Origin of the sequence: Deinococcus frigens DSM 12807, from assembly GCF_000701425.1 — a bacterium.
Taxonomy (GTDB): domain Bacteria; phylum Deinococcota; class Deinococci; order Deinococcales; family Deinococcaceae; genus Deinococcus; species Deinococcus frigens.
The window spans coordinates 14,662-37,357 of record NZ_JNIW01000036.1; the positions used below are offsets into that span (position 1 = coordinate 14,662).

The window sequence follows — 22,696 nt, forward strand, 5'->3', positions numbered from 1 at the left end:
AAAAAGGAAAGGAGGCGCAGCCGCTGTGGCTCGCCTCCTGATCCATCCACGCTGTGCGCCTAACCTTCCAGCGAGGCCAGGCCGCCTTCGGGCTTCTTGCCGCCCTGGCCCTTGCCCTTGGTGGGCATCTTGAGGTTGGGCATCGGCAGCACGGCCAGCAGCGCCAGCAGCGCGATAAAGATGCTGATCAGGTAAATCCGGCTGATGGTGTTGGCAAAGCCCACCTTCACGGCCCGGCTGGACAGGTCGTAGACTTTCCTCGCGTCGGCCAGCGCAGTGGTCTGTGCGCTGTCCAGTTGCGACTTGATCCCCGCCAGAACACCTGCCCGGCCCTGCTCGGATTGAAGGGCGGCGGGCGGAATGTTGGCCAGACCGCTGCGCAGGCCCTCGGGCAGGCTCTGATCGGCGCTCAGTTGGCTGAGGCTGCCGCTCTGGACTGCCGTTTCAACGCTGCCAAAGGACTTGGCAAAACCTGTGGTGATCTTTTGCTGAATGCTGTCGAAGGTGGGAGCAGATTGCTGCTGCGAGCCGCCGCTGCCGCTCGATTTCTCGGCACCCACTGCCGCCGCTTCGAGCTGGCTGGCAATCGCCGGGGGCTGGTCCACCTTGGCCGCGCGGAGCTGCGTGGGCAACTGGCTGGCCAGCGAGCTGGTCAACACCGCGCCGAAAATGGCGGTGCCGATGGTGCTGCCCATCTGCTGGAAAAACTGCCCGGCGCTGGTCGCCACGCCGATTTCCCAGCGCTCCACGGCGTTCTGAATGGCCAGGTTAAACAGCGGCAGTGCAGGGCCGATGCCCAGGCCCAGCACGATCATGTACACGATCACGGTGCCGTAGGCGGTATCGGCGGTCAGGGTGGACAGCAGGAAGAAACCGCCCATCATCAGAACCAGGCCAATGATGATCAGCGGCTTGTAGTAGCCCAGCCGCGAGGCAAGCTGCCCGCTCACGACCGCGCCGAAGATCAGGCCCATCGTCAGGGGAATGGTGGCGGTCCCTGCGGCGGTGGCGCTGACGCCCTGCACGTTGACCAGATACAGGCTCAGGAACAGGATCGCCCCCAGAAAGGCCGCGCCGATGAAGAAGCGGGCCAGGACCCCCCAGGCGAAGGTGGGGTTCTTGAACAGCGACAGCGGCAGAATCGGGCTTTCATGACGCGACTCGACGAACAGGAAGGCGATCAGCGAAGCCACGGCACCCGCGAACAGGGCCAGCACGGTGGGAGAGGTCCAGCCGTACTCGGGCTGCGCGCCAAAGGTCAGGGCCAGCAGCAGCGGCACCGAGAAGGTCACCACCAGCAGCGCGCCCAGGTAGTCAATCTTGGGCTTCAGGCCGCTGGCGAGGCGCGGCATCTTGGCAAAGATAAAGGCCATGGCGATCAATCCGATGGGCAGGTTGACGTAAAAGACCCAGCGCCAGGACACGTTGTCGGTCAGAAAACCGCCCAGAAGCGGCCCGATGACGCTGGAGATGCCAAACACAGCCCCGAACAGACCCTGGTACTTGCCGCGCTCGGCAGGGACAAAGATGTCGGCCACAATGGCAAAGGCCACCGAGGTCAGGGCCGCCGCACCGAGTCCCTGAAGGCCCCGGAAGATCACGAGCTGCATCATGCCGCCGCCGCCCAGGTTGCCGAACCACGGCTCTCCGGCCATGCCGCACAGCGCCGAGCCGATCAGGAAGACCACGATGCCGAACAGCAGAATCGGCTTGCGTCCGTAGATGTCCGAGAGCTTGCCGTAGATCGGCACCATCGCCGTGCTGGCCAGCAGGTACGCGGTGGTCACCCAGGCGTACAGGTTCAGGCCGTTCAGCTCCTCGACGATGCGCGGGAGCGATGTGGCCACGATGGTCTGGTCCAGCGCGGCCAGAAACAGGCCCAGCAGGGTGCCGATCAGAATCAGGATCTTGGTGCCGTGCGGCAGAACTTCGGCGTAATTGATGCGGTCTTCGGGGCGGGGGCCGCCCGTGGGTGGTGCGCTTTGGGTCATAGAGATTCCTCGGGTGTGCGGGGGGTAATCTGAGAGGGCGTATCGGCGTGCTGGTGAACTTCGGACAGCAGGGCGTTGATGGCGTTCTCGGCGGCGGCGAGCGTTTTGGGGTGGACCCGCCCAAAGATCTCGCTGTACGCGCCCATCATGGTTTTTTCCTTGACGCTCAGGAATTGCTGGCCCTTCTCGCTCAGGTCCAGCAACTTCTCGCGGCGGTCCTGCGGGTTCTCGCGCCGCTCCATCAGCTTGCGCCGCACCAGTTCCTGGATCAGTTGACTGGTGGCGGGCAGGCTCACGCCCAGGTGTTCGGCCAGCGCCGAGACGCTGATCGGGGTAAAGGCGCGGACCTTGTACAGGGCGGTCATCTGCGTGAAGCTCACGTCCTCGTCCTGCAACTCGCTTTGCAAGCTGCCCATCACGCGGTCCGAAACGAGGCGGTGGAGCTGGCGCATGCACGCGGTCAGGCGCTCGGCGGGATCGTCGCTGTCGGCTGGAATGACACAGCGGAGGCGGGGCGGATCAAGACTGCTCAAGAGTTCACCATCATGCTTAAGATGATGAAACCATTTCAGAATTAAAAACGTTAGCTGGACTACATGATAAAGAAGATTGAGCTAAGTTGTCTCGCCTGCACGGTTTGGAAAGGTCAGGACGAATTCTGCCCCGCCGCCAGGATGGTTGCGGGCCGTGACCGTCCCTCCCTGCGCCTCGGTCAGCGCGCGGGCAATTGCCAGGCCCAGGCCACTGCTGGCGCGTCCGCCTGGGTCGCGCGTGCGGCTGGCGTCGGCGCGGTAAAAGCGCTCGAAGGCGCGCGACAGGTCGTCATTCTGGAAACCGGGACCGTGATCGCGGACGCTCAGGGTGACCCCGGACGCGTCCGAATGGGCGGACAGCATGACCTCACCGGGCGCGGCGTAACGCAGGGCATTGTCCAGCATGTTTTGAAGGGTCTGACGCAGCCGGTCCGGGTCAGCCGTCAGGGGCACGGGTGCGGGCGCACTCACGCTCAGTGTCACTCCCACCTCTGCCGCACGCAGGGCGTGGGCGTCGGCCAGGGCGCGCAGTACCTCTCCCCCATCCAGTACTATAGGCGACAGGTTGATCGCGCCGCTCTCGGCCAGTGACAACAGCCGCAGATCGGTAACGAGGCGGGCCAGCAACAACACCTCGCCGTGCAGGCGGCCCAGCGCCGCCGTATCCGTGGGCTGCACGCCGTCCTGCATGGCCTCGATTTCAGAGCGCAGCACGGCCAGCGGCGTCCGCAGATCATGGGCGATGTCGGCCATCAGCCCGCGCCGCCACGCTTCCTGACGGGCCAGACCCAGCGTGAGTTCGTTGAACGCGCCGGTCAACTCGCGCAGCTCGTCGTGGCGGCGGGGCAGCGGCAACTGCACATCGCGCGCCCCGGCTTGCAGGCGGCCCGCGCCGTCCACCAGCCGCGACAGCGGGCGGGTCAGCTGCCGCGTGACCAATCCGGCGATGATCACGGCCAGCAGCGCACTGAACAGCGCCGAGCGCACCGCGCTGCCCATGATCTGCCGCCCGGCGTCGCGCGCCAGCGTCTGCTGCGCCGTGAGCGTCCCGGACGGTTCGGTATTCCAGCCGCCGTCCCGGAACGAACCGAGATTAAGTTCGGGATTGAGCTGATTGATCACCTGAAAAGCCGCATCGACCGTGCCAAATGTCGTGACCACCACCGCCAGCACCGCCACCAGCGCGAACATGCGGGTCAGGCGGGCGCGCAGACCACTGCGGCGTCTGGACCGTTTTTTCTTCTTCCAGCGCCGGGGCGGACGGTCCCCGAACTTTTCGCCTAAATCGGACCAGGTTTTGACGTTCTCCTTCATCCTTCGGGGCGCAGGCGGTAGCCCACGCCGCGCACCGTGTCCAGCAGCTCGGTGTGGTCACCCAGCTTGCGGCGCAGATTCTTGACGTGGGCGTCCACTGCGCGCTCATCGGTGCCGCGTTCCAGGCCGCCCAGCGCGGACAGCAGTTCGGCCCGCGAACGCACCACGCCGGGGGCGCGGGCCAGGGCCGCCATCAGACGGACCTCGGCCACGGTCACGTCCAGCGCCTCACCGTTCAAGCGGACCTCGAAGGCCGCCGTGTCCACGCTCAGCGGCCCGGCATGTTGCAGCGTCGGCACACCAACCTCTCCCCCGGTGCGGCGCAGCACGGCCTTGACACGGGCCACCACCTCGCGCGGGCTGTACGGCTTGACCACGTAATCGTCCGCGCCGATGCCCAGGCCCACCAGGCGGTCCACCTCCTCGTCGCGGGCGGTCAGCATGATGATGGGCAGCGCAGACTGTGCGCGCACGCGGCGGGCCACCTCCAGGCCGTCCATGCCGGGCAACATCAGGTCCAGCAGCATCAGGGCGGGGCGGGCTGCGCGCCACAGCTCCAGCGCACGTGGCCCGGTCATGGCGCGCTCGGTGACGAAGCCGTCGCGGCGCAGGTACTCCTCCAGAATATCGCCCAGCCGGGCCTCGTCTTCCACAATCAGGATGGTGGTCATGCGCGCGGGCCTCCTTGTGGCTGGTGTCCATTGTGGCGTGTGAATGGAGCGTGGAGTGGCCGGGGCGGGGGTGACGGCTCAAGCCCTCAGTCGGCTTCGCCGCCAACTCGCCTAGAGGAGGGCCAAGGAGCGCAGCCGTCCGGGCCATTCTGCGTCTCCTGGCCTGCCTGCCGAGGAGAGGTCCCCCAAAAGGGGCGGGGGAGCAAAGGCGTAGTTGCACGCCCCTGCACCTCCGAAGCCCCTGGCCTGCCCTCAGAGTTTCAGCCCATCATCGCCGGCCTCCGGCTTGCTCAGGTCCGGCCCCTGCGGTTCATCCTCGCCACCCAGGGTGCGGCGCAGATTCTCGTATTCGTCGGCGTTGATCTCGCCCCGGGCATACCGTTCGCGGGCGATTCCGAGCGCACCGTCCCCGAAGAACTTCTCGCGGCCCCGCCGGAACATGTCGCGCATGTCCTCGCGGGGGTCTTCGCGCAGGTGCCAGTCGTCACGCGGTGAAGTGGGGGCCGGGCCATCCGCCGTGTTCGGGCGCTGCATCTGCTGCCGTCTGGCCCAGCGGCGACGGCCTCCTGCCCGGAAGAACAGAAAGCCGCCGAGCAGCAGCAGCGGAAGCAGAAAGCCAGGGCCGCCGTGGTGATCGCCGTAGCCGGGGCCATACCCCGGACCGTACCCGGCGGGGGTCTGGGTCAAGGGGGTGTACTGAACTTGCGGGACGGCGGGGTTGTTGATGATGACGTCCATATTCGTTTCTCCTGTGTCTTGATGACGGGCCGCGCGGTGCGGTTCCGTTCCTTGAAACAGAAGGTAGGCCCAGGTGCATGAAGCGCGCGGGGAGGGTGCGTGAACGCTGTGTGAACGGAACTGCCAGGCCGCCCACAACAGTTCCCTCAATGTTGAATGGCCCGGCCTCAGGGTCTATGCTGGAAGCATGACAAATCCAAGCGCAACAGATTCCAAAGCGGTTAAGCTCGCCATCGTCTACTACTCTACCTACGGCACCAACCACGCGATGGCGAACGAGGCTGCCGAGGCTGCCCGCGCCGCCGGGGCCGAGGTGCGGGTGCTGAAGGTTCAGGAAACCGCCCCGCAGGATGTGGTGAACGGTCAGGACGCCTGGAAGGCCCAGCAGGAGCGTAGCGCCAACGTGCCCACCGCCAGCCCCGAGGATCTGGAATGGGCCAACGCCATTTTAATCAGCTCGCCCACCCGGTTTGGCGGCGCGGCCAGCCAGGTGCGGACCTTTATCGACACGCTGGGCGGGTTGTGGGGGACCGGCAAGCTGGCCGACAAGACCTTCAGTGCCATGACCAGCGCCCAGAACGCCAACGGCGGCCAGGAAACCACCTCGCAGACGCTGTACATCACCGCCATGCACTGGGGCGCGATTCTGGTGCCGCCCGGCTACACCGATCCGGTGATCTTCGCCTCGGGAGGCAACCCCTACGGCGCGAGCGTCTCGGCCACCGGCGAGGGCCTGAGCGACACCGACAAGGCCAGCATCCGGCACCAGGCGAAGCGGCAGGTGGAGATCACGGCGAAATTGCAGTAAGGACAGGCTGAAGGGGAGGCGAGGCCGCAAATGACCAGCCTCCCCTTCGTCGTTTCAACCGTCAGTGCGCGGCCAACCGGTCGGTATCTTCACCCTTACCGCGTTGCTCCTGCGCCAGCCTCTCCCAGTTCACGCGGCGGCGTCTCCACTCGAAGATGCCCGATTTGACGACTTCCTCCAGGCCACGCGCGATAAACACGCCCCAGACCCCCAGCGGCGTGTACAGCCCCAGCCAGATGGCCAGCGGCAGCCCGATCACGAAGGCACCCACCACATCGCCGATGATGATGCCCTTCCCATCGCCCGCGCTGGGCAGGATGCCGCCGCCGACGATCATGTTGCGAACCTTGAAAATCTGCGTGCTGGCGTTGATCAGAATACCGATCAGGGCGATGTGGTGGACTGCCGCGCCCACCTTTGGAAACAGGCCAGGAACGATGAGGGCGCTTAGGGCGAACAGCGCGCCGAAACCCAGGCCAGTGACCAGTCCCGCGCGGGCGATGCGCGCCAGCCACAGTTGTGCCCCCGCCGCGTCCCCCCGCCCCAGCGAACGCCCGATGAACACGGTGGCCGAACTCATCAGACCGAAAGAGCCGACGATAAAGATGCCTTCCAGCGTGGCCACGATCTGGCTGGCCGCCAGCGCCACCGTGCCTACGCGGGCAAAGACGGCGGCGTACATGAAGTTGCCCAGACTCCACGCGAATTCGGTAAACGCCAGCGGCGCGCTCAGGGCGATCAGCGGCCCGGCGATGGCGCGCAACGCGGCGCGGGTGGGAAACTGCAGCGCGGCCAGATGGCGCGGCCCATACACCTGATAGGCCAGCAGCGCGGCCTTGAGTACATTGGCAATCACCAGCGCCCAGGCTGCCCCCACCACGCCCAGTTGCGGCAGCGGCCCGACGCCAAAGACCAGACCGTAGGCCGCGAGGCTTTCGATCACCACTGTGAAAATGGTGACCACCAGCGGCGTGCGGGCGTGGCCCAGCGAACGCAGCGCCCCGCTGAAGATCCAGCCCAGCACCCCCGGCACCAGGGCCAGCATGCCCACCTGCATGTACGGCACGGCGGTGCGGGTCACGTCCGCCGCGCCGCCCGCCAGTTGCAATAGCCCCTCGGCGTTCAGGATGATGGGCACCGTCAGCACGCCCGCCAGCACCACGCTGACCGCCAGCGTAACGCTGAGGGTCTGATTGACGCCCGCGCGGTCACCCGCCCCGGCCCGCCGCGCAATTAAAATGCTGGTCCCCGATCCCAGCGCCCCCAGCGTGACGAAGAACAGAAAGCTGAGGCTGCCCGTCAGCCCCACCGCCGCCACCGCCACCGCCCCCAGCGCCCCCACGATAACCTGATTGATAAAGGTCAGCAGCAGTTGAATGACCATCTCCAGGCTGACGGGGACGGCGATGGACGCGATCTCGCGCATTGGAGACTTGATCTTTGCAGAGGGCGGGGCAAGGGTGGGAACGGCAGACATAACGCGCCACAGTACACCGTCTGAGGCCGGGATAAATCGGCCAGATGGCGGAGGGAGCACGCGCAGTCAACCGGTCCTACCGTCTCAAGGTCTAACCGCAGAACATCAGGCATTCAGGTTTGCGGTCAGATCGTTTAGCTGCTAGACCGTTCGACCCTCATCCGGCACCGCTACGAAGCCGCCCTTCGGGTTCTCCTGCAAGCGGGCGAACGGCGTCTGCGGATCGTGCGGCGTGCAGATGATCGCTCCCTGCTCGAACCACTGGGGCAGGTACGTTTTGCGGGTTTCCAGGGTGGTCACGGGATAGAGGTCATACCCCATGATGTACGGCGTGGGCATGTGGGCCAGCGTGGGAACCAGGTCAGCGACATACACCAGCGTCTGACCGCCGTTTCGCAGGACCACGCCGTGCTGGCCCAGGTTGTGACCGGGCAGGGGCAGCACGGTCACTCCGGGGCGCAGCTCGTGTTCGCCGTCGATCAGATCGAACAGCCCGGCATCGGCGATGGATTCGAAGGTGTCCGGTACGTAGCTGGCGCGGCTGCGCTCGTGGGTGTGGCGGGCGTCGGCCAGCTCGCGCCGCTGCACGGCGTAACGGGCATTCGGGAACGTCGGTTCGTTCAGCGCGGTGGTGTTGCGCCCGGCATGATCGAAGTGGAGGTGGGTATTGATCACCAGATGGATGTCGCCGGGGGTCAGGCCCGCGCCTTCCAGGCCCCGGAACACCGTCTCGTCGCGGTCCAGGCTGTAGATCGACTCGAATTTTTCGCCGCCCCGGTCCCAGAAGCCCGTCTCGATCAGGATGTTCTCGCCGCCCATCTGGACCAGCAGCGGATTGATCCTGAGCTGAATGCGGTTCTGCTCGTCTGCCGGGGCCACCCGCTCCCACAGCGCCTTGGGCACACTGCCAAACATTGCGCCGCCGTCCAGACCAAAGACGCCATCCGTGAGGCTGGTCACCTGTACTTCTCCAATCTGCCGCGTGTGGTTCCAGACCATCAGACCAGACTAACAAACGTTAGAGCATTTGTCCGAATCACAGCGTTAGAAACAAGGAGAACTGAACGCGTGCATCCTCCCAAACGCTCAGTCAAATCTACTCAGTCCGTTCGGTCATCAGTGGAGCACTCTTCCAACAAATGTCCTACGTCAAGCATGGCCCGGCTGGTCTACAGCCCCAGCGTCCGCCGCTGCTCTGGCTGGACCAACTCCAGATATTTGGGGTGCTTGCGGATGTAGTCGGCGACGAAGGGACAGGTCGGCACGGCGTTCAGCCCACGCTCCCGCAGATCATCCAGCACGAACTTCACCAGTCTGGAGCCGATGCCCTGGCCCCCGTACTGCTCGTCCACTTCGGTGTGGGGCAGCAGACGGGCGTCGGAGAGCGGGCGGTACTCGGCGTGACCTGCCAACTTGCCGTCCACGTAGACCTCGTACTGCTGCGCGGCCTCGTTGTCCTTGAAGGTGATCCTGTCCGAATCGCTGGTCATGGCCCCATGATAAAGCAGCAGGCGCTCGGGCAGGCGCGGACAGGCTTGAAGATTCTTTGCCGTTGGTCTGGTCTGGCCGACCGCCCCATCCAGAGCTTCGGGCATGTTCACCAGGGCCTCTATCAGACGCACGCAGAGCCTGTTCCAGCAGGTGGGCCTGGACACGGGCTGCTGCGCGCACCTGCCCCCATTCCAGGCGCGCGCGGGCCAGACTCAGGGGATCGCCCCCCGGTTGGTCCAGCACCTTCAGGCGTTCTTCCAGCGCCTCTACCTGACGCCGCAGCGGCGCGAATCTGGCCTGGGCGGCGCGGGCGGCCTCCAGGGCATGCCCGGCCTGGGTGACGGCGGCCCCCGCTTGCGGCCCGACATCGGCCTGCCACTGCGCCAGCTTGAGGGTGTGGCGGGCGCGCAACACCGCCGGATTCAGCGGCACCTCCAGCGAGAAGAAATCGCGGTCCAGGCGTGCGTCGGGCGAGGGCAGCGGCTGGTCGGCGTCGCCAGGATCGATCAGCGGCAGAAAGGCCGTCAGGAATGCCTCCAACTGGGTCAGGGTCAGGCGGGCGTGGGCGAGCTGGGCGCTGCCCTGGTGGCCCGCCCCCATCCCGGCCTGGTCACGGACGTTCAGGCGCAGCCACCCGGCCTGCGCGGCGGCCACGGCCACGGCGTCGGCCACCTCGGTGCGCGCGTGATCGGCCCGCAGGCTGCTCAGCAGTTCCTCGGCCTCCCAGCGGCGCACCTCGGCCAGGACGGCCTGCACGTCCCACTCGCCCGTTGGCTGCTTCGGCCCGCGATCTCGGCCTGGGCGCGGGCCAGCAGCAGGGGCAGGTCATGTGCGCGCCGTCCCCAGGGCTGCGGCGTGGGCGTCGGCAGCGCTTCGGGGGCCAGCGGGCCGGGGGTGGGCTGGGCGGGCACCGGCACCGACTGGGCGTGCTCGGCCAGGTTCGCGGTAGCGTTTTGCAGCCAGTGATCGGCGCGGGTGTCCCCAGCGGTCTGGCGCAGTCCGCTGTAGACGTCTTGCAACACGGCCACCACGTCGCGCGGCCCCATCGTGTGCAGGGCAGGCCAGCCCCGCCGCTGCACCGCGCCCTGAATGGCTGTCTCGGCCCCGTGCGTCCTCAGCTCCTGGCCCAGGCACGTCCGCAGCCACTCGCGGTATGGATCGTGGCTCAAGGATTTTCCCCACTGACCCGGCGCTGGCGAACGACTTCAAACAACATCAGCGCGGCGGCGGTGGACACGTTCAGGCTGTCGGCCCCGCTGCCGGGCTGCATGGGAATGCGGACGCTCAGACCGCCGTTGTAATGGCCACCGTTCCTCCAGTGTGGGGGCAGCCCCCCGTGTTCGGTGCCCAGCAGCAGCGCCACCCGCCCCGTCAGCGGCGCGTCCCAGTACACCGTCGGCGCGTCGGGGGTGCAGGCCACCGTCACGCAGCCCTGTGCCGCCAGATACGCGTGGGCCTCATGCTCGTCCAGCGCGGCCACCGGCAGGGCGAACACGCTGCCCTGGCTGGCGCGGATCACGTTGGGGCCGTAGGGGTCCGCGCCGCGCCCCAGCACCAGCACCGCCGCCGCGCCCGAGGCGTCCGCCGTCCGCAGGATCGCGCCCACGTTGCCGGGCTTCTCCAGGCCGTCCAGCACCACCACCACAGCGTCACCCGGCAGACCGGGCAGTGCAGTCACGGGCCGGGGGGCCACCCCCAGCAGTCCGTCGGGATGCTCGCGTCCGCTGACCTTTGCAAAGGCGGCGGGCGACAGCAGGGTGGGCGCGGTCGGCAACAGGGGGGCGACTTCGGCGGCCTCGGGGCTGTGCAGTTCGGGGCAACTAAAGACTTCCGTGGGCTGCACGCCAGCGGCCAGTGCTCGCGACAGCTCCCGCGTGCCCTCGATCAGGATGACGCCCTCCTGCTCGCGGCCACGCCGGGCGTGCAGGCGAACCAGCCGTTTGATCTGCGGATTTTGCAACGAGGTGATGGGATCGGCGCGGGTCATCCGGGGCCATTATGCCGGACCCACCCAGTTCATTGCGTGACCGTGGCGCGCGTCTGGCCAGCACCTGTTGCGTTCTGCGGCCCCAGTACGCGCTGTACCCGGTTCACCTGACCCCACCTGGCCCACGCCTTTGCGTTAGCTTGACCGCATGCCGCTGGCGTATCCCCCGTTCAAGTCCTGCCCGTGCGGCTCCGGGCGCAGTTACGCCCACTGCTGCGGCCCGGCACACGACGGGGCGCGGCCCGCGCCCACCCCGGAAGCGCTGATGCGCTCACGGTACTGTGCCTACGCGCTGGGCAACGCCGCCTATGTGCTGGATACCTGGCATCCGGCCACCCGCCCGCCCGAGCTGCACCTGAATGCAGGGACCCGTTACCTGTCGCTGAAAATCTATGAGGCGCGTGGCAACGAGGTGGAATTCAGCGCCGCCCTGAAAGTGAACCGGGGCGAGCAGTACGTGCTGCGCGAACGCAGTCTGTTCGAACAGGTGGACGGGCGCTGGCTGTACGTGGACGACGTGACGCCACCGACTCTGGACACGCCAGAAGGGTGAACATCAGCCCGACACGCCGATATAGATTTCTTCAAGCCAGAGGGCGCGATTTAGACACTGCAATTCAAGTGCGCCCTCTCCCCCTAAATTCTTCAGTTACCTGATGCTCCGCCCTGTCGCCCGTGGGCCTCCACGCAGCGTTCAGCGTGCTCGACCAGCAGATACGTTTGCAACCTGGGGTTCACTCTCGAAGTCGTCATGCTCAAAGTCGTCATGGGCATGATCGGGACCGCAACTCACCAGAACACCCCCGGAGAAGTAGTTGCGGCTCCCTTCCGAGCGCAGGTAGGTAGCGGAGGAATAGAGACGGCAGCCCACCCCACGGGCCGCCGCATTCAGTGCCGCCGTGATCCTGCCTGTGGTCCGAACGTGCGGCTGGCTAATCCAGGTGGCGTCAAATTCCAGAACGGACAGGCAGACGAAGGCCAAGTGGAGGGCGTCGATGGGGCAGGCAGACTGCATCGTGGTCTTCAAGGTGTCCCGAAGGGGCCGATTTCGGTGAGGCATTTTCACCGCAGACAGCACCCTACAGGGACCGACTTGCTGTTTCAGGTCACCACTTGTGACGGGGAGTCACAGCGCCCGCCTCACGCATTCAGCAACCTCACAGCACCCTTTAACACCCGAACCCGGATCGCGGTCACCTGGCCGTGCAGATCGCCGTCCAGGTGCAGCGGCGTGGGCGCATCCCAGCGCACCGTGACCTCCTGGCCCTGCGCCGTGTGGACCTGCGGCTGGTCCAGATGGGTGCCGCGCAGCACCCGCAACATCAGCCCCATCAGTTGAAGGCGGTTCACCGGGCCGCCCGCCACCACATTTAGCAGACCGTCGCGCGGATCAGATCGGGGGCTGATCTGAAAGCCGCCGCCGTAGCGCGTGCCGTTCATGACCGCCACGATGGGGCTGGGGCCGTCATAAAAGTGCTGGCCGTCCAGCGTGATCTGCACCTCGGCCAGATGCAGCTCGCGGACGGTGGCGACGGCGGACCACGCGTAGCGCGCGAAGCCCTGAAACCGGGCGGGGGCACGGGCCATGTTGGCGGTCACGGCGGCGTCAAAGCCCAGGCCCAGGCCGTTCAGCAAAATATGGCTGCGGCCCGCGCCGTCGCCTTCCAGAATGCGGACCTCCAGCGCGTCCACATCGCGGGGCTGAAAGCTCAGGCGGTCCAGCGCCTCGGCGAAGTGTCCGGTTTTGAGGCCCAGCATGCCCGCAAAGTCGTTGCCAGTCCCCAGCGGGACCACCGCCAGCGGACGGCCCTGGCGCTTCGGCACCGACACCAGCGCGGGCAGCAGCGCGCCCACCGTGCCGTCGCCGCCCACGGCCAGCACGCCAATCCGGGGCGGCAACGCCTGGATGCGGGCCAGGGCGTCCTCACCGCTGTCTTCCAGGATCAGCTCGAAGGGCTGGTCGCGCCGCCTCAGCTCGGCTTCCAGGCGCGGCCACTCGCGCAACGCCAGCCCCCCGCCCGCATTGGGATTGAGGACGACGGCCAGCGGGGGAACCGAGGATTCAGGAACGCTCACGAGAAGCACATCATACGCGCTGGAGAGGGGACTTCAGCTCCAGTCGTCAGTTCCAGTCATCTGGGCGCTCGCCCAGGCCGAAATGCCACGCGATGGCCCGCGCGATGCGCCCGGCGGCCAGACCGTCGCCGTAGGGATTGCGTGCCTCGCGCATCTGCTGGAGGGTGGCGGGGTGGTCCAGCAGATCGTTCAGCACGGCTTCGAGCTGCGCCGGATCATTGCCCGCCAGCCTCAATACGCCCGCCTCCAGTCCCTCGGGGCGCTCCGTGACGTTGCGGAGGACCGCCACCGGCACGCCCAGGGCCGCGCCCTCCTCCTGTAACCCGCCGCTGTCGGTGGCGAGCAGCACCGAGGCGGCCATCAGCGGGGCCATATCGTTGTAGTCCAGCGGGGCGGTCAGCTCGAAGTTGGGAACGCCCTCCAGCACGGGGCGTACGGCCTCCTGCACGGCGGGCGAGAGATGGACCGGGTAGATGAAATGGTGACCGGGGTGGAGCTGCGCCACCCGCGCCAGCGCCCCTGCCATCTCGCGCATTCCAGGCTGGTTCTCGCGGCGGTGCATGGTGACGGTCACCAGGGGTTGCCCAGCGTCCACCCGCGCCTGCCACTCGGGGCGCAGCGGCACGCGCCCGGCTACCTCGCGCACGGCGTCCACGGCGGTCTGTCCGGTCACGAAGATTCCAGCTTCAGACTTGCCCTCGCGGGTCAGGTTGGCGCGGCTGCCGGAAGTGGGGGCAAAATCCAGCGCACTCAGCACGCCGGTCAGGCGGCGGTTGGCCTCCTCCGGAAAGGGTTCTTGCAGATCGCCGCTGCGCAGTCCCGCCTCCACATGGCCCACCGGAATCCCCTCGTAGAAGGCCGACAGCGCCACGCAAAACGAGGTGGAGGTGTCACCGTGGACCAGCACCAGATCCGCGCCCATCTCGCGCAGCACGCGCCCGGCCTGTGGGACGATGCGGGCAGTCAGGTCCGCGAGGGTCTGACGCTCGGTCATCACGTTGAGGTCACGGTCCGGCGTCAGGCCGAAGACCTTCAGCGCGCCGTCGAGCATCTCGCGCTGCTGGCCGGTGGAGAGGATCAGGGGCCGCAGACCGGGCTGGGCGGCCACTGCCGTGTAGACCGGGGCCATCTTGGTGGCTTCCGGGCGGGTGCCGAAGGCCAGGACGATGCGTTTGTCAGTCATGGAGAGTCCTTGTGGGAGGGCGTCGAAACGTGGGGCGGAACGCGCTGAGCAAGCGGCCTTCCGAAAAATCTTGCTGGAAAACCCGTTCGCACCTGGGTTTGAGCAGAGGGAACGAATCCAAAGTATAGGCGCGTCAAAACCTCCTGCTGATGTCGGCCCGGCAGCCCGCCAACGCGGGAGACGAATCCCTGTTCCTGCACCACGCTCAGGCCGCTTGACGTGACCCCCATGTTGCGGTCCACTCCGACTACGTAAAGCTGGGCAATCCGAAGGCGCGATCAACGGCAAACGGTACACCGACGATTCGAGCGATCTATTCCCGCAGGCAGCGGGTCTGTCCGACCAAGGCCAGTTTTTCTGGTGGTGACACTCTGGCTCTTCTGACGATCTCGGTTAAAGGAGCAAAAGCGAAAACCCCGCGCTAGGCGGGGGATTTTCTTGGAGCCAGTGATCCGGGTTGAACGGACGACCTACTGATTACGAACACAATGCACATGTGTCAGGCAGGGTATGTCGGGGGTGGGCAGATTAGGGGTAAACATGCGCCCAGTGCGGCGTTTAATGTTTTCTGTCTTACGCTGGGGATGTACCGGCTGGGGGTCATTCTGCCCGGCCCGTTTGCAATTCGTTTGCAATCCGCCCCCACCTCACCCCGCCCCAGCGTAGAACCGCGTACTATATGGGCATGAACGCCCCCCGCCCTACCGTCACACCCTCGCGCCTGAACGTGGGCGGGTATGGGGTGGGCATCAGGTGGCACTTTCAAATGTTTGAACATGATTTAGACAAACTGATTGAAACAGGGGAACTGATAACGATTGCTGAAACGTCAAGCTGGGAGGTCAATACCTATGGCATGGTTGACCCTGTAAGCGGTCTAACCGTCACCCCTGAGGCATGGCGAGCGCGGCACTACAGGCGGGCCGTCATGCGCGGCGCTGGGGTCTACCGGCTGGGCCTCTGGGCGCACTTGGGCGCACGGCGGGGGCTGGCCTTCACTGTCCCTGAGGCGGGGGCAACCGTAGAGCCGCACCGGGTCACGGTAAAGGGCGTTCAGCTTATGTCGCTTCAATTCATTCAGATGCCCGTAAAGGTCTGGAAAGGTGGCATAAGGCCCAGCATGGGGCGAGTGGTATTCCGTGAATCAGGCATGGTGTCCTCTACACGCTGGGCGGTACCCCGTGAGCCTTTCCGAGTGTTTGCAGCAAAGCAAATAGCTATGCGGGGCGCTGGGGTCTATCAGGTGGGCCTCTGGGCCATGCTCGCCCACCGGCAGACTGACGCCCAGGCAGAAGGCGGGGCAGCGCTGGGGGGGAATGACGGCGGGACGCTCGCACGGTTTGTCCTCAGCGCTCATGGACGGGTCAGGCACTCGGTACGGTGGCGTACAGCTCGGAAGGTACGGGTCAGACAGGCGTTCAAAGGGTTAACGCGTGCCTATTTTGGCAGCGGTATATATCAAATCTGCAATTGCTCAGCCTTTGGTCGTCCGCTTAAGTTCTCGCGGAGAGGATGGGCAAAGCGAGATGCGGCAAATAAGGCGATGTACCGGCAAGGCTCTCAATGGTGCCGGTTGTTTCCGAATACGCTTCTCGACACTGACCCTACAGAAGATTGCCCCTGGGATAACGCTCAGCTTGAGCTATGGCAGGAAGCATTAGTGAGCTGGGGGCGGCCTGGAACTGCACCTAATGACCTGAAGGTAGGCCGGATTGCGGCCCTCATGGGGGAACGCCCAGCGCTACGCGAGTATTTCAAGATCAGAGCCGCTTACTACTGTGAGAACCGCGCGGCCTTTGCCCCGGTACTCGCGGCGGTCATCAAACGCGGTGACGCCTACCGCGCCCTACTCGCCCGCCGCGTCAGACCCCAGCGCCCCCCCATGCGAGTACCCCGCCCGCTGTACGCGCGGGCCGTACCCCCAGCCGCACCGCTCGCACCCCCCGCGCTGTAAATGCTGGCAGCGCTCGCCCCCGCGTCCCTTTGAGCGGCTGAGCGCCCCCGGCAGTCAGAGACACCCTCAGCGGTGCCTGACTGCCCAGCATTTGCGCCTTCTGTTGCCCTCGCCCAGCGAGCGGGGGGCAGAAGTGACCACGCGAGGCACGCATGACCCTATCCACGAAAAGCAACACCCCCCGCACGCCCAGGCGCACGGGCCGTAAGCCCGTCACCCTGACCCCCGCTGAGCTTGACGCCCTGGGCGTGCTGAGCGTGGCAGAGGTGAGCGCCTTTGTCCGTATCGCAGAGGACACCGTGAGGCGAGATGTCCGGTCAGGCCACCTGAAAGCAGAGGACTACGGCACCCCTGGGCGTCCCGTGTACCGTATTACCCGCGAGGCCCTGAACGCATGGCGCGAGATTCGCGCCGTGACCCCCACCGGGCAGGACGGGAAATGAAACGGCCCCGCTGGGCGGCGGGGCGGTGGCTGGGCGGGACTGCCCCCACTCTAACGGAAGGGCGCACGTCAGGGGCCGCGCACTTTTCTCTACTCTCTAAAGCCCCTCAGAAACCCCAGAAACCTATTCTCTACTCACTTTTGCCGTCTGACACGGTGAAAAAGGGGGGAGGTTTTAGTAGAAACGCCCTACCCCCGCACCTATCAGAAACCTACTCGCCTACTCCTACTCGACGCCCCTACACCTCAGACACCGGGCGGCAACCTGCGCCCAGCGCGGGAAAGCTCGCGCGGCCCGGTGCTGGGAGTAGGAGTATAGGCCGGGGGGTTTCTGGGGTACGCGGTTTCTCTACTCCTACTCCTACCCGCACGGGGTCTGTATGACCGGCCCGCACCTCATCCCGTTTACCCCGTCGCCTGAACGCGAGCGCGAGGAACTGTGTGAGCAACACGCGAACCTGACCGCTTACATACAGCGCGAGGCCCCAGAACTGCGGGCGAGCGGGCAGGGTGACGCCCTGGGCGAGCTGGAACGCATAGAGGCGGCACAGTGGGCGCGGCTGCGCGAGCTGGAAAGCATGGGCAGCGCTGGGGGTCAGGGATGACACGGGGTTATGAACTGCTGACAGTGAGGGACGCGGCCCGCGAGCTTATGAAGTCTGAGAACGCCGTCAGGCGGTTAATCAAGGCGGGCAAGCTGCGGGGCATTCGTGAGAACGGGCGCTATCTGCTGACGCCTGAGGAAATCGAGCGGTATGCGGGTACGCTGCCCCATCCGGTGCCGGTTATGTCTGCGCTGTACGACGCCCGGCAGATTCTCGCCTATGACCGCCTCAGTAAAGAGAGGTGGCCGGCCCTCAGGCATGACCCCCGCTACCGGCTCAGCGCGGGTAACTTTGACACCTATTTCATGCCTGAGGCGGTGCCCGTCTGTGCCGGGATCGTCGAGGCGGTAAAGGTGCGGGACTATGCCCGCGTGGAGGCCCTGAGGATTGACCTCTATAGGGTGCGGGTGGATTACCAGATTCTTTACGCCCCGCTGCCCACACCCCAGAGCGAGGCACGCGAGAGGGCGGGCGTGGGCGAGCTGATGCCCCCACTTTTCCCTGACCTGGGCAGCGCTGGGGGTCAGTCATGACGGCGGCCACCGTGACGCCCGAGGCTGAGAGAACACGCGCCGTCGAGGGCCTGACCGCTGGGGGTTTCGTCCTGGTGCCGGTGCCTCATGGCACCAAAGGCCCCACCGTCAAGGGCTGGAATACAAACCCCGCGCACTTCATCACTACCCCCAGCGGTGCCCGCGATTACCTGGGCGCACACCCTGGGGCCGGGGTGGGGTTGCTGCACAGTGAGAATCAGACGGCGGCGCTCGACGTGGATAGCGAGTATGCGGCGCGGGCGCTCGCGGCTGTGGGGATTGACCTCGCGGCCCTACTCGCGGCCTCTGGGCCTAAGGTGCGCGGGCGGCGGGGCGTTAAGCCGCTGTACCGCGTGCCGGATGGTCTGAGCCTGAAACCTCACGCCCTGGGCTGGCCTGACCCCAGCGGCAAAAAAGGCCCAGGGGGGCGCGTTCAGAATGTCACCCTGTTTGAACTGCGGGCGGGGCCGGTTCAGGACGTCATGCCGCCCAGCATTCACCCGGATACCGGGCAGGCGTACACCTGGGAAGGTGGTAACGCGCCCCGCTCGCTGGGCGAGCTGCCCGAACTGCCGCCCGAACTGCTGACGTTGTGGCAGAACTGGAAAGTTTACGAGCCGGTCATGAAGGCGGCGTGCCCCTGGGCACCGGCAGAGGTGACCCCGCCCAGCGCCCAGCGGGTCAGCACCCCCAGCGGGGCGGGCGGTGAAAGTGTGGTCAGCGCCTTTAACACCTCGCGCACGGTGGGCGCGATGTTGAACCTACACGGCTACACCGGCCCAGAGCGCGGCCCCTGGCTGTATCCCGGCTCAGAGTCAAAACACGCGGGGGTGCGGCTGTTGCCCGGCCTGACCCCAGAAGGTCACGCGGCGGTCTATTCCCACCATGCGGCTGACCCGCTGGGGGACGGCGTACCCCGTGACGCCTTTGGAGTCTGGGCGCTGTTGGAACACGGCGTCGACGTAGGCCGCGCTCAGCCTGACGCGGTGCGCGAGGTGGTCAAGGCAGCCGCGCGGTTTCTGGGGTTGCCCCAGCCGGGCGGCGCTGAGGGGATCACTGTTAAGTCAAGCACGCCCGCTCGCAACCTGCCCGCCCAGGACTGGGGCGAGGTGCGGCCCCTGCCCCCCTTTACCGAACCGGTGCCGGAACTGCCGGGCGAACTGCTCCCCCGCCCGCTCGCGGCGTGGATAGAGGCAGAGGCACGGGCGGCGGGGTTGCCTCTAGAGGGAATTGCTACCCCCGTGCTGGGCGGGGCCTCTGGGCTGATTAACCGGCGGCTGAGCCTGCGAAATGTGCCGTCCTACCCCGCGACCACTGGGGCCGCTTGGACTGCGCTGTGCGCCCCGCCTGGGGCTAAAAAATCCTGGGCTATTAAACTGGGCAGCGCTGGTTTAGATCGGGCTGAACGGGCAGACGCTGAGCGGCGGGCCGCTGAGCGTTCGGTGTTAGAAGCGCGGCGGGATATAGCGGCAGCCCAAGTCGACGCCCTACAAACCAGGCTAAAGAATGCTTACAAGGGCGGCACAAAGCCCAGTGACCCCCCCAGCGAGGATGAACTCGCAGAGGCCAGTGAAAACCTCAGCGCTGCCCAGGCAAAACTAGAGCCGCTGCGCTTCACTGTGCGGGATGCCACCATAGAAACGGTTGCCGTCTTGATCGATAAAAACCCCTATGGGTTGACACAGGTTAGTGATGAGCTAACCGCATGGCTGGGCGCATTCGCTAAGTCGGGGCGCGAGAATGACCGCTCGCAGTGGCTAGAGCTGGCAAACGGTGACGCGGTGCTACAGGTTGACCGGATGAGCCGCCCCTCGCTGTACGTCCCTGGGGCAGCGGTGGGGGTGCTGGGCGGCATTCAGCCCGCCCCGCTCACCAAACTTCTCGACGGTGAGCGGCAGGGCGGGGACGGTCTGTTACAACGCTTTCAGCTTTTCGTGTGGCCTGACCGCTGGCCTGAGTTCAATCAAGAGGCCCAGCACCGGGGCGTAGACCGCGAGGTACGCGAGGGGGCGGCGGCAGTGCTTGACGTGTTGCCTACCCTGACCGCTGAGGTGCTGGGCAGCGTATACCCCAGCGGGGACGCTGCCCCCCTGACATACACGCCTGAGGCTCAGGCGGTGTTTAACGCCTGGGAAGTCGCGCATGAGCGGGCAAAACGGGACATGAGCAAGGGCGAGGCGTACCGCTCGCACATCTCCAAACAGCCCGGCACCTTTGCCCGGCTCGCCCTGACGTTTCACGCGCTGAGCGTGGCAGAGGTGGGGGTTGACCGGCACCCCGCCCCCGCCCAGGTGGGCGAGGAATCGGCAGCGCTGGCGGGGCTGTGGTGTGAGTACCTGACCCCGCACGCCCGCAAGCTGTGGAGTGAGGGACGGCGGCGGGACGTACTAGACGCCCGCGAGGTGCTCCGGTTCATAGAGCGCGGCAGTGTGCGGGACGCCCAGAAGGTCAGCGAGGTACGGGCCGCGCTCGCCCAGGGGAAGGCGGGCATGACCGGCCCCAGATTGACGGCGGCGCTAGAGCTGTTGGAAGGGTGCGGCGCGGTCAGGGTTGAAAAGCTGCCCCCAGCGGGCGAGCGGGGGGGGCGTCCCTCGCCCATGCTGAGAATCCACCCCCAGGCACTCGACGCCCAGGAACCGGAAGGGGGCGAGCTGTGACCCTGACCGCTGACCTTTTGAGCCGTCTACGGGCCGCGCGTGGCGAGGGTATCCCCACACCCAGCGCTGCCCAGGCTGAGGCACCGCTGAGGGGCACGGCCCCCGCTGCCCCTTCTGACGTTCTGCCGGTGCCGGTGAAAAGCCCAACCCCTCGCCCAGCACCGCCCAGCGGCCCAGGGGTCAAGGCACCCCCGCCGCGCCCCCGGCCCGGTCAGCGGCCCAGCATGACCGCACGCGCTGAGATGAGCGGTCACTGTGGAACATGCCGCGCCTTCACCCCCACCCCCAGCGAGGGCCGGTGGGATGGGGAGTGCTCGCACGGGCGGGGCGCGTTTGAACCCTGGGCGCGTCACTCGCGGGTCAGCGTCACCATGCACGCGGCGGCGCGGTGTATGACTTTGCCGTTTCCTCGCTGGGCGCTGCGGGCTGGGGTACACGCGGCCCCAGACATAGACCGGCCCCCAGGGGGTGAGGCGTGACGGGCCGCATGAACGCGGTCACCTGGGCGGTGCTCGATGTGTACGCCCAGACCGTAGAGGGTCAGGCGGTGGCAGGACTCGCCCAGCGGCTCAGCCGCGCGGCCCCCATATCGCGCCTCAGAAGTACCGCGCGGGTGACGGCTGAGGGACTGGGGGCGCTGGACATTCGCGGGCGGCTGACGCCCCAGGGATGGACGGCGGCTAGAAACGCGGTTGCCCGGTTAGACCTGGGCAGCGCTGGGGGTGCGGGGTGAAGGTCAGGCGACCCGCACGGGTGGATCCGGTCATCTGGGAACGCCTCTCTAAAGGGATACGCCTCGCGCTGGCCTCGCACTATGCCCGCACCCCCCAGCGGGCGGCGGCACTCAGGGCAGCGGCGGCGCACCATGTCACGGCCCAGCTAGAGAAGGCTCTACGGGTGCTGGAAGGAACAGAGGAAGGGGTGAAGCATGACCGGTGAAACTACAAAGCAAACGGGACACGCCCAGGTGGGCGAGCTGCTGCCCCCTGAACCGGATAAGCGGGCACTGAACGGGGTCACGCATGGCATGACCGCCCAGCATGTGCCCCCGGATGAGCGCGAGGGGTACGCCCAGCACGTCGAGCAAGTCAGGACCGCGAGCGGTGCCCAGGGCTACCTAGAGCAGCGCCTCGCTGACCGCGCGGCCCTCGCCCTGTGGCGACTGGACCGGGTAGCGCGGTATGAAGCGGCCCAGTCGAGCACCAAACGGCGCGAGGCGGCCCAGCAACTCGCGGGCGAGACAAACCCCTTTCTGCTGGGAAGCGCGGCAAAACAGGCCCATGACGCACTGCAAACGCTGAGCCGCCTGACTGGGGAAACACTGGACACCCTGCGCTCAGACCCTCAGGCGGCGGAACACTGCGCCCAGGACTATGAGGCGGGCGCGGCCTACCTTGAGAGAATCGCGGCGGGCGGCAGCGCTGAGGGGTGCACTGTAAATCAGGCTTACCCGCTGGGCGAGGCACTGGGGGCAGCGCTGAGGGGGGTCAGGGTGTCCGGCGCTCAGATTGTGCGGGCCATGACCGGACGCGCGCCCAAACGGGGTGAGGGGGCGAGTGTAGAGGATGAAGAATGGAACTATGAGCCGGAAGAAATGCCGGGGCTGTTGACCCTCTACCGCGAGCGGCTGGGCGAGTCTGCCGGGCGGATTCTGGACGGGGACGCGGCCCGCGAGCGGCAGAAGGCGGCCCAGGTGCGGGCGGTCATACGCGAGGCCCTGAGCGCCCAGGCTGACGCCCTCGCATTGGCAGCGCTGCCCAGTGAGAAGGAACTAGAGAAGGTCACGCGTTATGAAGCTCACCTAGAGCGGGTGCTGTACCGCGCCTTGCATGACCTGGAAGCGGCGCGGGATGCACGGGCCGGGCGAGCTGGGCCGCCCCCACTGCGGGGCGTGTTGGATGAGCGGGGGGAATGAACGGCGGGGGAATACTTGCGTTTGAAACGTCAGAACCCCCTTATTGATCACGGCGTAAATACAGCCTGATACTCTAATGGCATGGCCGAATGGCAACCTTCACGGTATTCCCGCGCCCAGCTTGAGGAACGCCGACTGGCCGCTGCCGAATGGCTTCAACGCGGCACCCAGACGCACCGCGAGATTGCCGAACATTTTGGCGTGTCTGTCCTCACCGTCACCACTTGGAGCGCCCGGCTCAAAAAGATCGGCACGCTGCAGGCCACCGTCGCTCCAGGACGTCCATCACGTCTGACCTCCAGCCAACTCGAGCAGCTTCGC

Annotated in this window: 23 protein-coding genes and 1 pseudogene; 12 read left to right on the forward strand and 12 right to left on the reverse strand. The window is 66.5% G+C overall.

Translation table 11 applies throughout. The features are described 5' to 3' along the window. Positions 1-59: 59 nt before the first annotated feature. The 5 genes from Q322_RS0112740 to Q322_RS0112760 form a co-directional block, all read right to left on the reverse strand. The gene (locus Q322_RS0112740) at positions 60-1,991 is read right to left on the reverse strand and encodes an MDR family MFS transporter (protein ID WP_051668515.1); all 1,932 of its coding nucleotides are present in this window, start codon (positions 1,989-1,991) and stop codon (positions 60-62) included. Next, the gene (locus tag Q322_RS0112745; RefSeq protein ID WP_156953039.1) at positions 1,988-2,524 is read right to left on the reverse strand and encodes a MarR family winged helix-turn-helix transcriptional regulator; all 537 of its coding nucleotides are present in this window, start codon (positions 2,522-2,524) and stop codon (positions 1,988-1,990) included. Before Q322_RS0112745 ends, Q322_RS0112740 begins: the two co-directional genes overlap by 4 nt. A gap of 81 nt (positions 2,525-2,605) precedes the next feature. Beyond that, positions 2,606-3,838, reverse strand: a complete 1,233-nt coding sequence (locus tag Q322_RS0112750; protein ID WP_084147979.1) for an ATP-binding protein — start codon at positions 3,836-3,838, stop codon at positions 2,606-2,608. Continuing rightward, positions 3,835-4,509, reverse strand: a complete 675-nt coding sequence (locus Q322_RS0112755; RefSeq protein WP_029478294.1) for a response regulator — start codon at positions 4,507-4,509, stop codon at positions 3,835-3,837. The genes Q322_RS0112750 and Q322_RS0112755 overlap by 4 nt, the downstream gene beginning before the upstream one ends. Before the next feature lie 252 nt (positions 4,510-4,761). Further along, positions 4,762-5,247 (reverse strand): SHOCT domain-containing protein, encoded by a 486-nt coding sequence (locus tag Q322_RS0112760; protein WP_029478295.1) that lies wholly within the window; start codon positions 5,245-5,247, stop codon positions 4,762-4,764. Positions 5,248-5,434: 187 nt separating this feature from the next. Here Q322_RS0112760 and wrbA point away from each other — a divergent pair, with 187 nt between their 5' ends. Beyond that, positions 5,435-6,055, forward strand: a complete 621-nt coding sequence (wrbA, locus tag Q322_RS0112765) for an NAD(P)H:quinone oxidoreductase (protein ID WP_029478296.1) — start codon at positions 5,435-5,437, stop codon at positions 6,053-6,055. Between the two features lie 61 nt (positions 6,056-6,116). On the opposite strand, the gene Q322_RS0112770 is transcribed toward wrbA, so the two are convergent. From Q322_RS0112770 to Q322_RS0112780, 3 genes are all read right to left on the reverse strand, one after another. Then, positions 6,117-7,532 (reverse strand): MATE family efflux transporter, encoded by a 1,416-nt coding sequence (locus Q322_RS0112770; protein ID WP_029478297.1) that lies wholly within the window; start codon positions 7,530-7,532, stop codon positions 6,117-6,119. A gap of 141 nt (positions 7,533-7,673) precedes the next feature. Next, a complete protein-coding gene (locus tag Q322_RS0112775; protein WP_029478298.1) occupies positions 7,674-8,531 on the reverse strand; it encodes an MBL fold metallo-hydrolase in 858 nt (285 codons plus the stop codon). 170 nt (positions 8,532-8,701) lie between these two features. Then, positions 8,702-9,022, reverse strand: coding sequence for a GNAT family N-acetyltransferase (locus tag Q322_RS0112780; protein WP_029478299.1), 321 nt, complete (start codon positions 9,020-9,022; stop codon positions 8,702-8,704). A gap of 103 nt (positions 9,023-9,125) precedes the next feature. On the opposite strand from Q322_RS0112780, the gene Q322_RS23870 reads away from it, so the two are divergent. Then, positions 9,126-9,989 carry a hypothetical protein gene (locus Q322_RS23870; protein WP_029478300.1) on the forward strand — a complete coding sequence of 288 codons (864 nt, stop codon included), beginning with the start codon at positions 9,126-9,128 and terminating at the stop codon, positions 9,987-9,989. A 199-nt stretch (positions 9,990-10,188) separates the two neighbouring features. Here Q322_RS23870 and Q322_RS0112790 read toward each other — a convergent pair whose 3' ends face one another. Continuing rightward, complete coding sequence (locus Q322_RS0112790) at positions 10,189-11,010, reverse strand: TrmH family RNA methyltransferase (protein WP_029478301.1); 822 nt, start codon at positions 11,008-11,010, stop codon at positions 10,189-10,191. 148 nt (positions 11,011-11,158) lie between these two features. Between Q322_RS0112790 and Q322_RS0112795 the strand changes: the two genes are divergently transcribed. Then, a complete protein-coding gene (locus Q322_RS0112795) occupies positions 11,159-11,563 on the forward strand; it encodes a YchJ family protein (RefSeq protein ID WP_029478302.1) in 405 nt (134 codons plus the stop codon). Between the two features lie 141 nt (positions 11,564-11,704). On the opposite strand, the gene Q322_RS0112800 is transcribed toward Q322_RS0112795, so the two are convergent. The 3 genes from Q322_RS0112800 to wecB form a co-directional block, all read right to left on the reverse strand. Continuing rightward, a complete protein-coding gene (locus Q322_RS0112800) occupies positions 11,705-12,025 on the reverse strand; it encodes a hypothetical protein (RefSeq protein WP_029478303.1) in 321 nt (106 codons plus the stop codon). Between the two features lie 125 nt (positions 12,026-12,150). Further along, positions 12,151-13,086 carry a diacylglycerol/lipid kinase family protein gene (locus tag Q322_RS0112805; RefSeq protein WP_029478304.1) on the reverse strand — a complete coding sequence of 312 codons (936 nt, stop codon included), beginning with the start codon at positions 13,084-13,086 and terminating at the stop codon, positions 12,151-12,153. A 46-nt stretch (positions 13,087-13,132) separates the two neighbouring features. Continuing rightward, complete coding sequence (wecB, locus tag Q322_RS0112810; protein ID WP_029478305.1) at positions 13,133-14,269, reverse strand: non-hydrolyzing UDP-N-acetylglucosamine 2-epimerase; 1,137 nt, start codon at positions 14,267-14,269, stop codon at positions 13,133-13,135. Between the two features lie 1,723 nt (positions 14,270-15,992). Here wecB and Q322_RS23400 point away from each other — a divergent pair. The 9 genes and pseudogenes from Q322_RS23400 to Q322_RS23415 all read left to right on the forward strand — a co-directional run. Next, positions 15,993-16,223, forward strand: a complete 231-nt coding sequence (locus tag Q322_RS23400; protein WP_156953040.1) for a hypothetical protein — start codon at positions 15,993-15,995, stop codon at positions 16,221-16,223. Between the two features lie 152 nt (positions 16,224-16,375). Further along, positions 16,376-16,666, forward strand: coding sequence for a helix-turn-helix domain-containing protein (locus Q322_RS0112815; protein ID WP_029478306.1), 291 nt, complete (start codon positions 16,376-16,378; stop codon positions 16,664-16,666). Between the two features lie 379 nt (positions 16,667-17,045). Continuing rightward, complete coding sequence (locus Q322_RS23875; RefSeq protein ID WP_029478307.1) at positions 17,046-17,270, forward strand: hypothetical protein; 225 nt, start codon at positions 17,046-17,048, stop codon at positions 17,268-17,270. Further along, positions 17,267-17,803 carry a helix-turn-helix domain-containing protein gene (locus tag Q322_RS0112825; protein WP_029478308.1) on the forward strand — a complete coding sequence of 179 codons (537 nt, stop codon included), beginning with the start codon at positions 17,267-17,269 and terminating at the stop codon, positions 17,801-17,803. Before Q322_RS23875 ends, Q322_RS0112825 begins: the two co-directional genes overlap by 4 nt. Next, the gene (locus Q322_RS0112830; RefSeq protein WP_029478309.1) at positions 17,800-20,460 is read left to right on the forward strand and encodes a DUF3987 domain-containing protein; all 2,661 of its coding nucleotides are present in this window, start codon (positions 17,800-17,802) and stop codon (positions 20,458-20,460) included. The genes Q322_RS0112825 and Q322_RS0112830 overlap by 4 nt, the downstream gene beginning before the upstream one ends. 475 nt (positions 20,461-20,935) lie before the next feature. After that, positions 20,936-21,193 carry a hypothetical protein gene (locus Q322_RS0112835; RefSeq protein ID WP_029478310.1) on the forward strand — a complete coding sequence of 86 codons (258 nt, stop codon included), beginning with the start codon at positions 20,936-20,938 and terminating at the stop codon, positions 21,191-21,193. After that, positions 21,190-21,399, forward strand: a complete 210-nt coding sequence (locus Q322_RS23410) for a hypothetical protein (RefSeq protein WP_156953041.1) — start codon at positions 21,190-21,192, stop codon at positions 21,397-21,399. Before Q322_RS0112835 ends, Q322_RS23410 begins: the two co-directional genes overlap by 4 nt. Further along, a complete protein-coding gene (locus tag Q322_RS0112845; RefSeq protein WP_029478312.1) occupies positions 21,389-22,375 on the forward strand; it encodes a hypothetical protein in 987 nt (328 codons plus the stop codon). The genes Q322_RS23410 and Q322_RS0112845 overlap by 11 nt, the downstream gene beginning before the upstream one ends. An 81-nt stretch (positions 22,376-22,456) precedes the next feature. Next, positions 22,457-22,696 (forward strand): annotated as a pseudogene (locus Q322_RS23415) (IS630 family transposase); the annotation flags it as partial.

Bases quoted from the DNA above. Each gene is read 5' to 3' on its own strand.
- Q322_RS0112740 (WP_051668515.1), bottom strand. From the start codon at position 1,991: ATGACCCAAAGCGCACCACCCACGGGCGGCCCCCGCCCCGAAGACCGC.
- Q322_RS0112750 (WP_084147979.1), bottom strand. From the start codon at position 3,838: ATGAAGGAGAACGTCAAAACCTGGTCCGATTTAGGCGAAAAGTTCGGG.
- Q322_RS0112755 (WP_029478294.1), bottom strand. From the start codon at position 4,509: ATGACCACCATCCTGATTGTGGAAGACGAGGCCCGGCTGGGCGATATT.
- Q322_RS0112760 (WP_029478295.1), bottom strand. From the start codon at position 5,247: ATGGACGTCATCATCAACAACCCCGCCGTCCCGCAAGTTCAGTACACC.
- wrbA (WP_029478296.1), top strand. From the start codon at position 5,435: ATGACAAATCCAAGCGCAACAGATTCCAAAGCGGTTAAGCTCGCCATC.
- Q322_RS0112770 (WP_029478297.1), bottom strand. From the start codon at position 7,532: ATGTCTGCCGTTCCCACCCTTGCCCCGCCCTCTGCAAAGATCAAGTCT.
- Q322_RS0112775 (WP_029478298.1), bottom strand. From the start codon at position 8,531: ATGGTCTGGAACCACACGCGGCAGATTGGAGAAGTACAGGTGACCAGC.
- Q322_RS0112780 (WP_029478299.1), bottom strand. From the start codon at position 9,022: ATGACCAGCGATTCGGACAGGATCACCTTCAAGGACAACGAGGCCGCG.
- Q322_RS23870 (WP_029478300.1), top strand. From the start codon at position 9,126: ATGTTCACCAGGGCCTCTATCAGACGCACGCAGAGCCTGTTCCAGCAG.
- Q322_RS0112790 (WP_029478301.1), bottom strand. From the start codon at position 11,010: ATGACCCGCGCCGATCCCATCACCTCGTTGCAAAATCCGCAGATCAAA.
- Q322_RS0112795 (WP_029478302.1), top strand. From the start codon at position 11,159: ATGCCGCTGGCGTATCCCCCGTTCAAGTCCTGCCCGTGCGGCTCCGGG.
- Q322_RS0112800 (WP_029478303.1), bottom strand. From the start codon at position 12,025: ATGCAGTCTGCCTGCCCCATCGACGCCCTCCACTTGGCCTTCGTCTGC.
- wecB (WP_029478305.1), bottom strand. From the start codon at position 14,269: ATGACTGACAAACGCATCGTCCTGGCCTTCGGCACCCGCCCGGAAGCC.
- Q322_RS23400 (WP_156953040.1), top strand. From the start codon at position 15,993: ATGGGGGAACGCCCAGCGCTACGCGAGTATTTCAAGATCAGAGCCGCT.
- Q322_RS0112815 (WP_029478306.1), top strand. From the start codon at position 16,376: ATGACCCTATCCACGAAAAGCAACACCCCCCGCACGCCCAGGCGCACG.
- Q322_RS23875 (WP_029478307.1), top strand. From the start codon at position 17,046: ATGACCGGCCCGCACCTCATCCCGTTTACCCCGTCGCCTGAACGCGAG.
- Q322_RS0112825 (WP_029478308.1), top strand. From the start codon at position 17,267: ATGACACGGGGTTATGAACTGCTGACAGTGAGGGACGCGGCCCGCGAG.
- Q322_RS0112830 (WP_029478309.1), top strand. From the start codon at position 17,800: ATGACGGCGGCCACCGTGACGCCCGAGGCTGAGAGAACACGCGCCGTC.
- Q322_RS0112845 (WP_029478312.1), top strand. From the start codon at position 21,389: ATGACCGGTGAAACTACAAAGCAAACGGGACACGCCCAGGTGGGCGAG.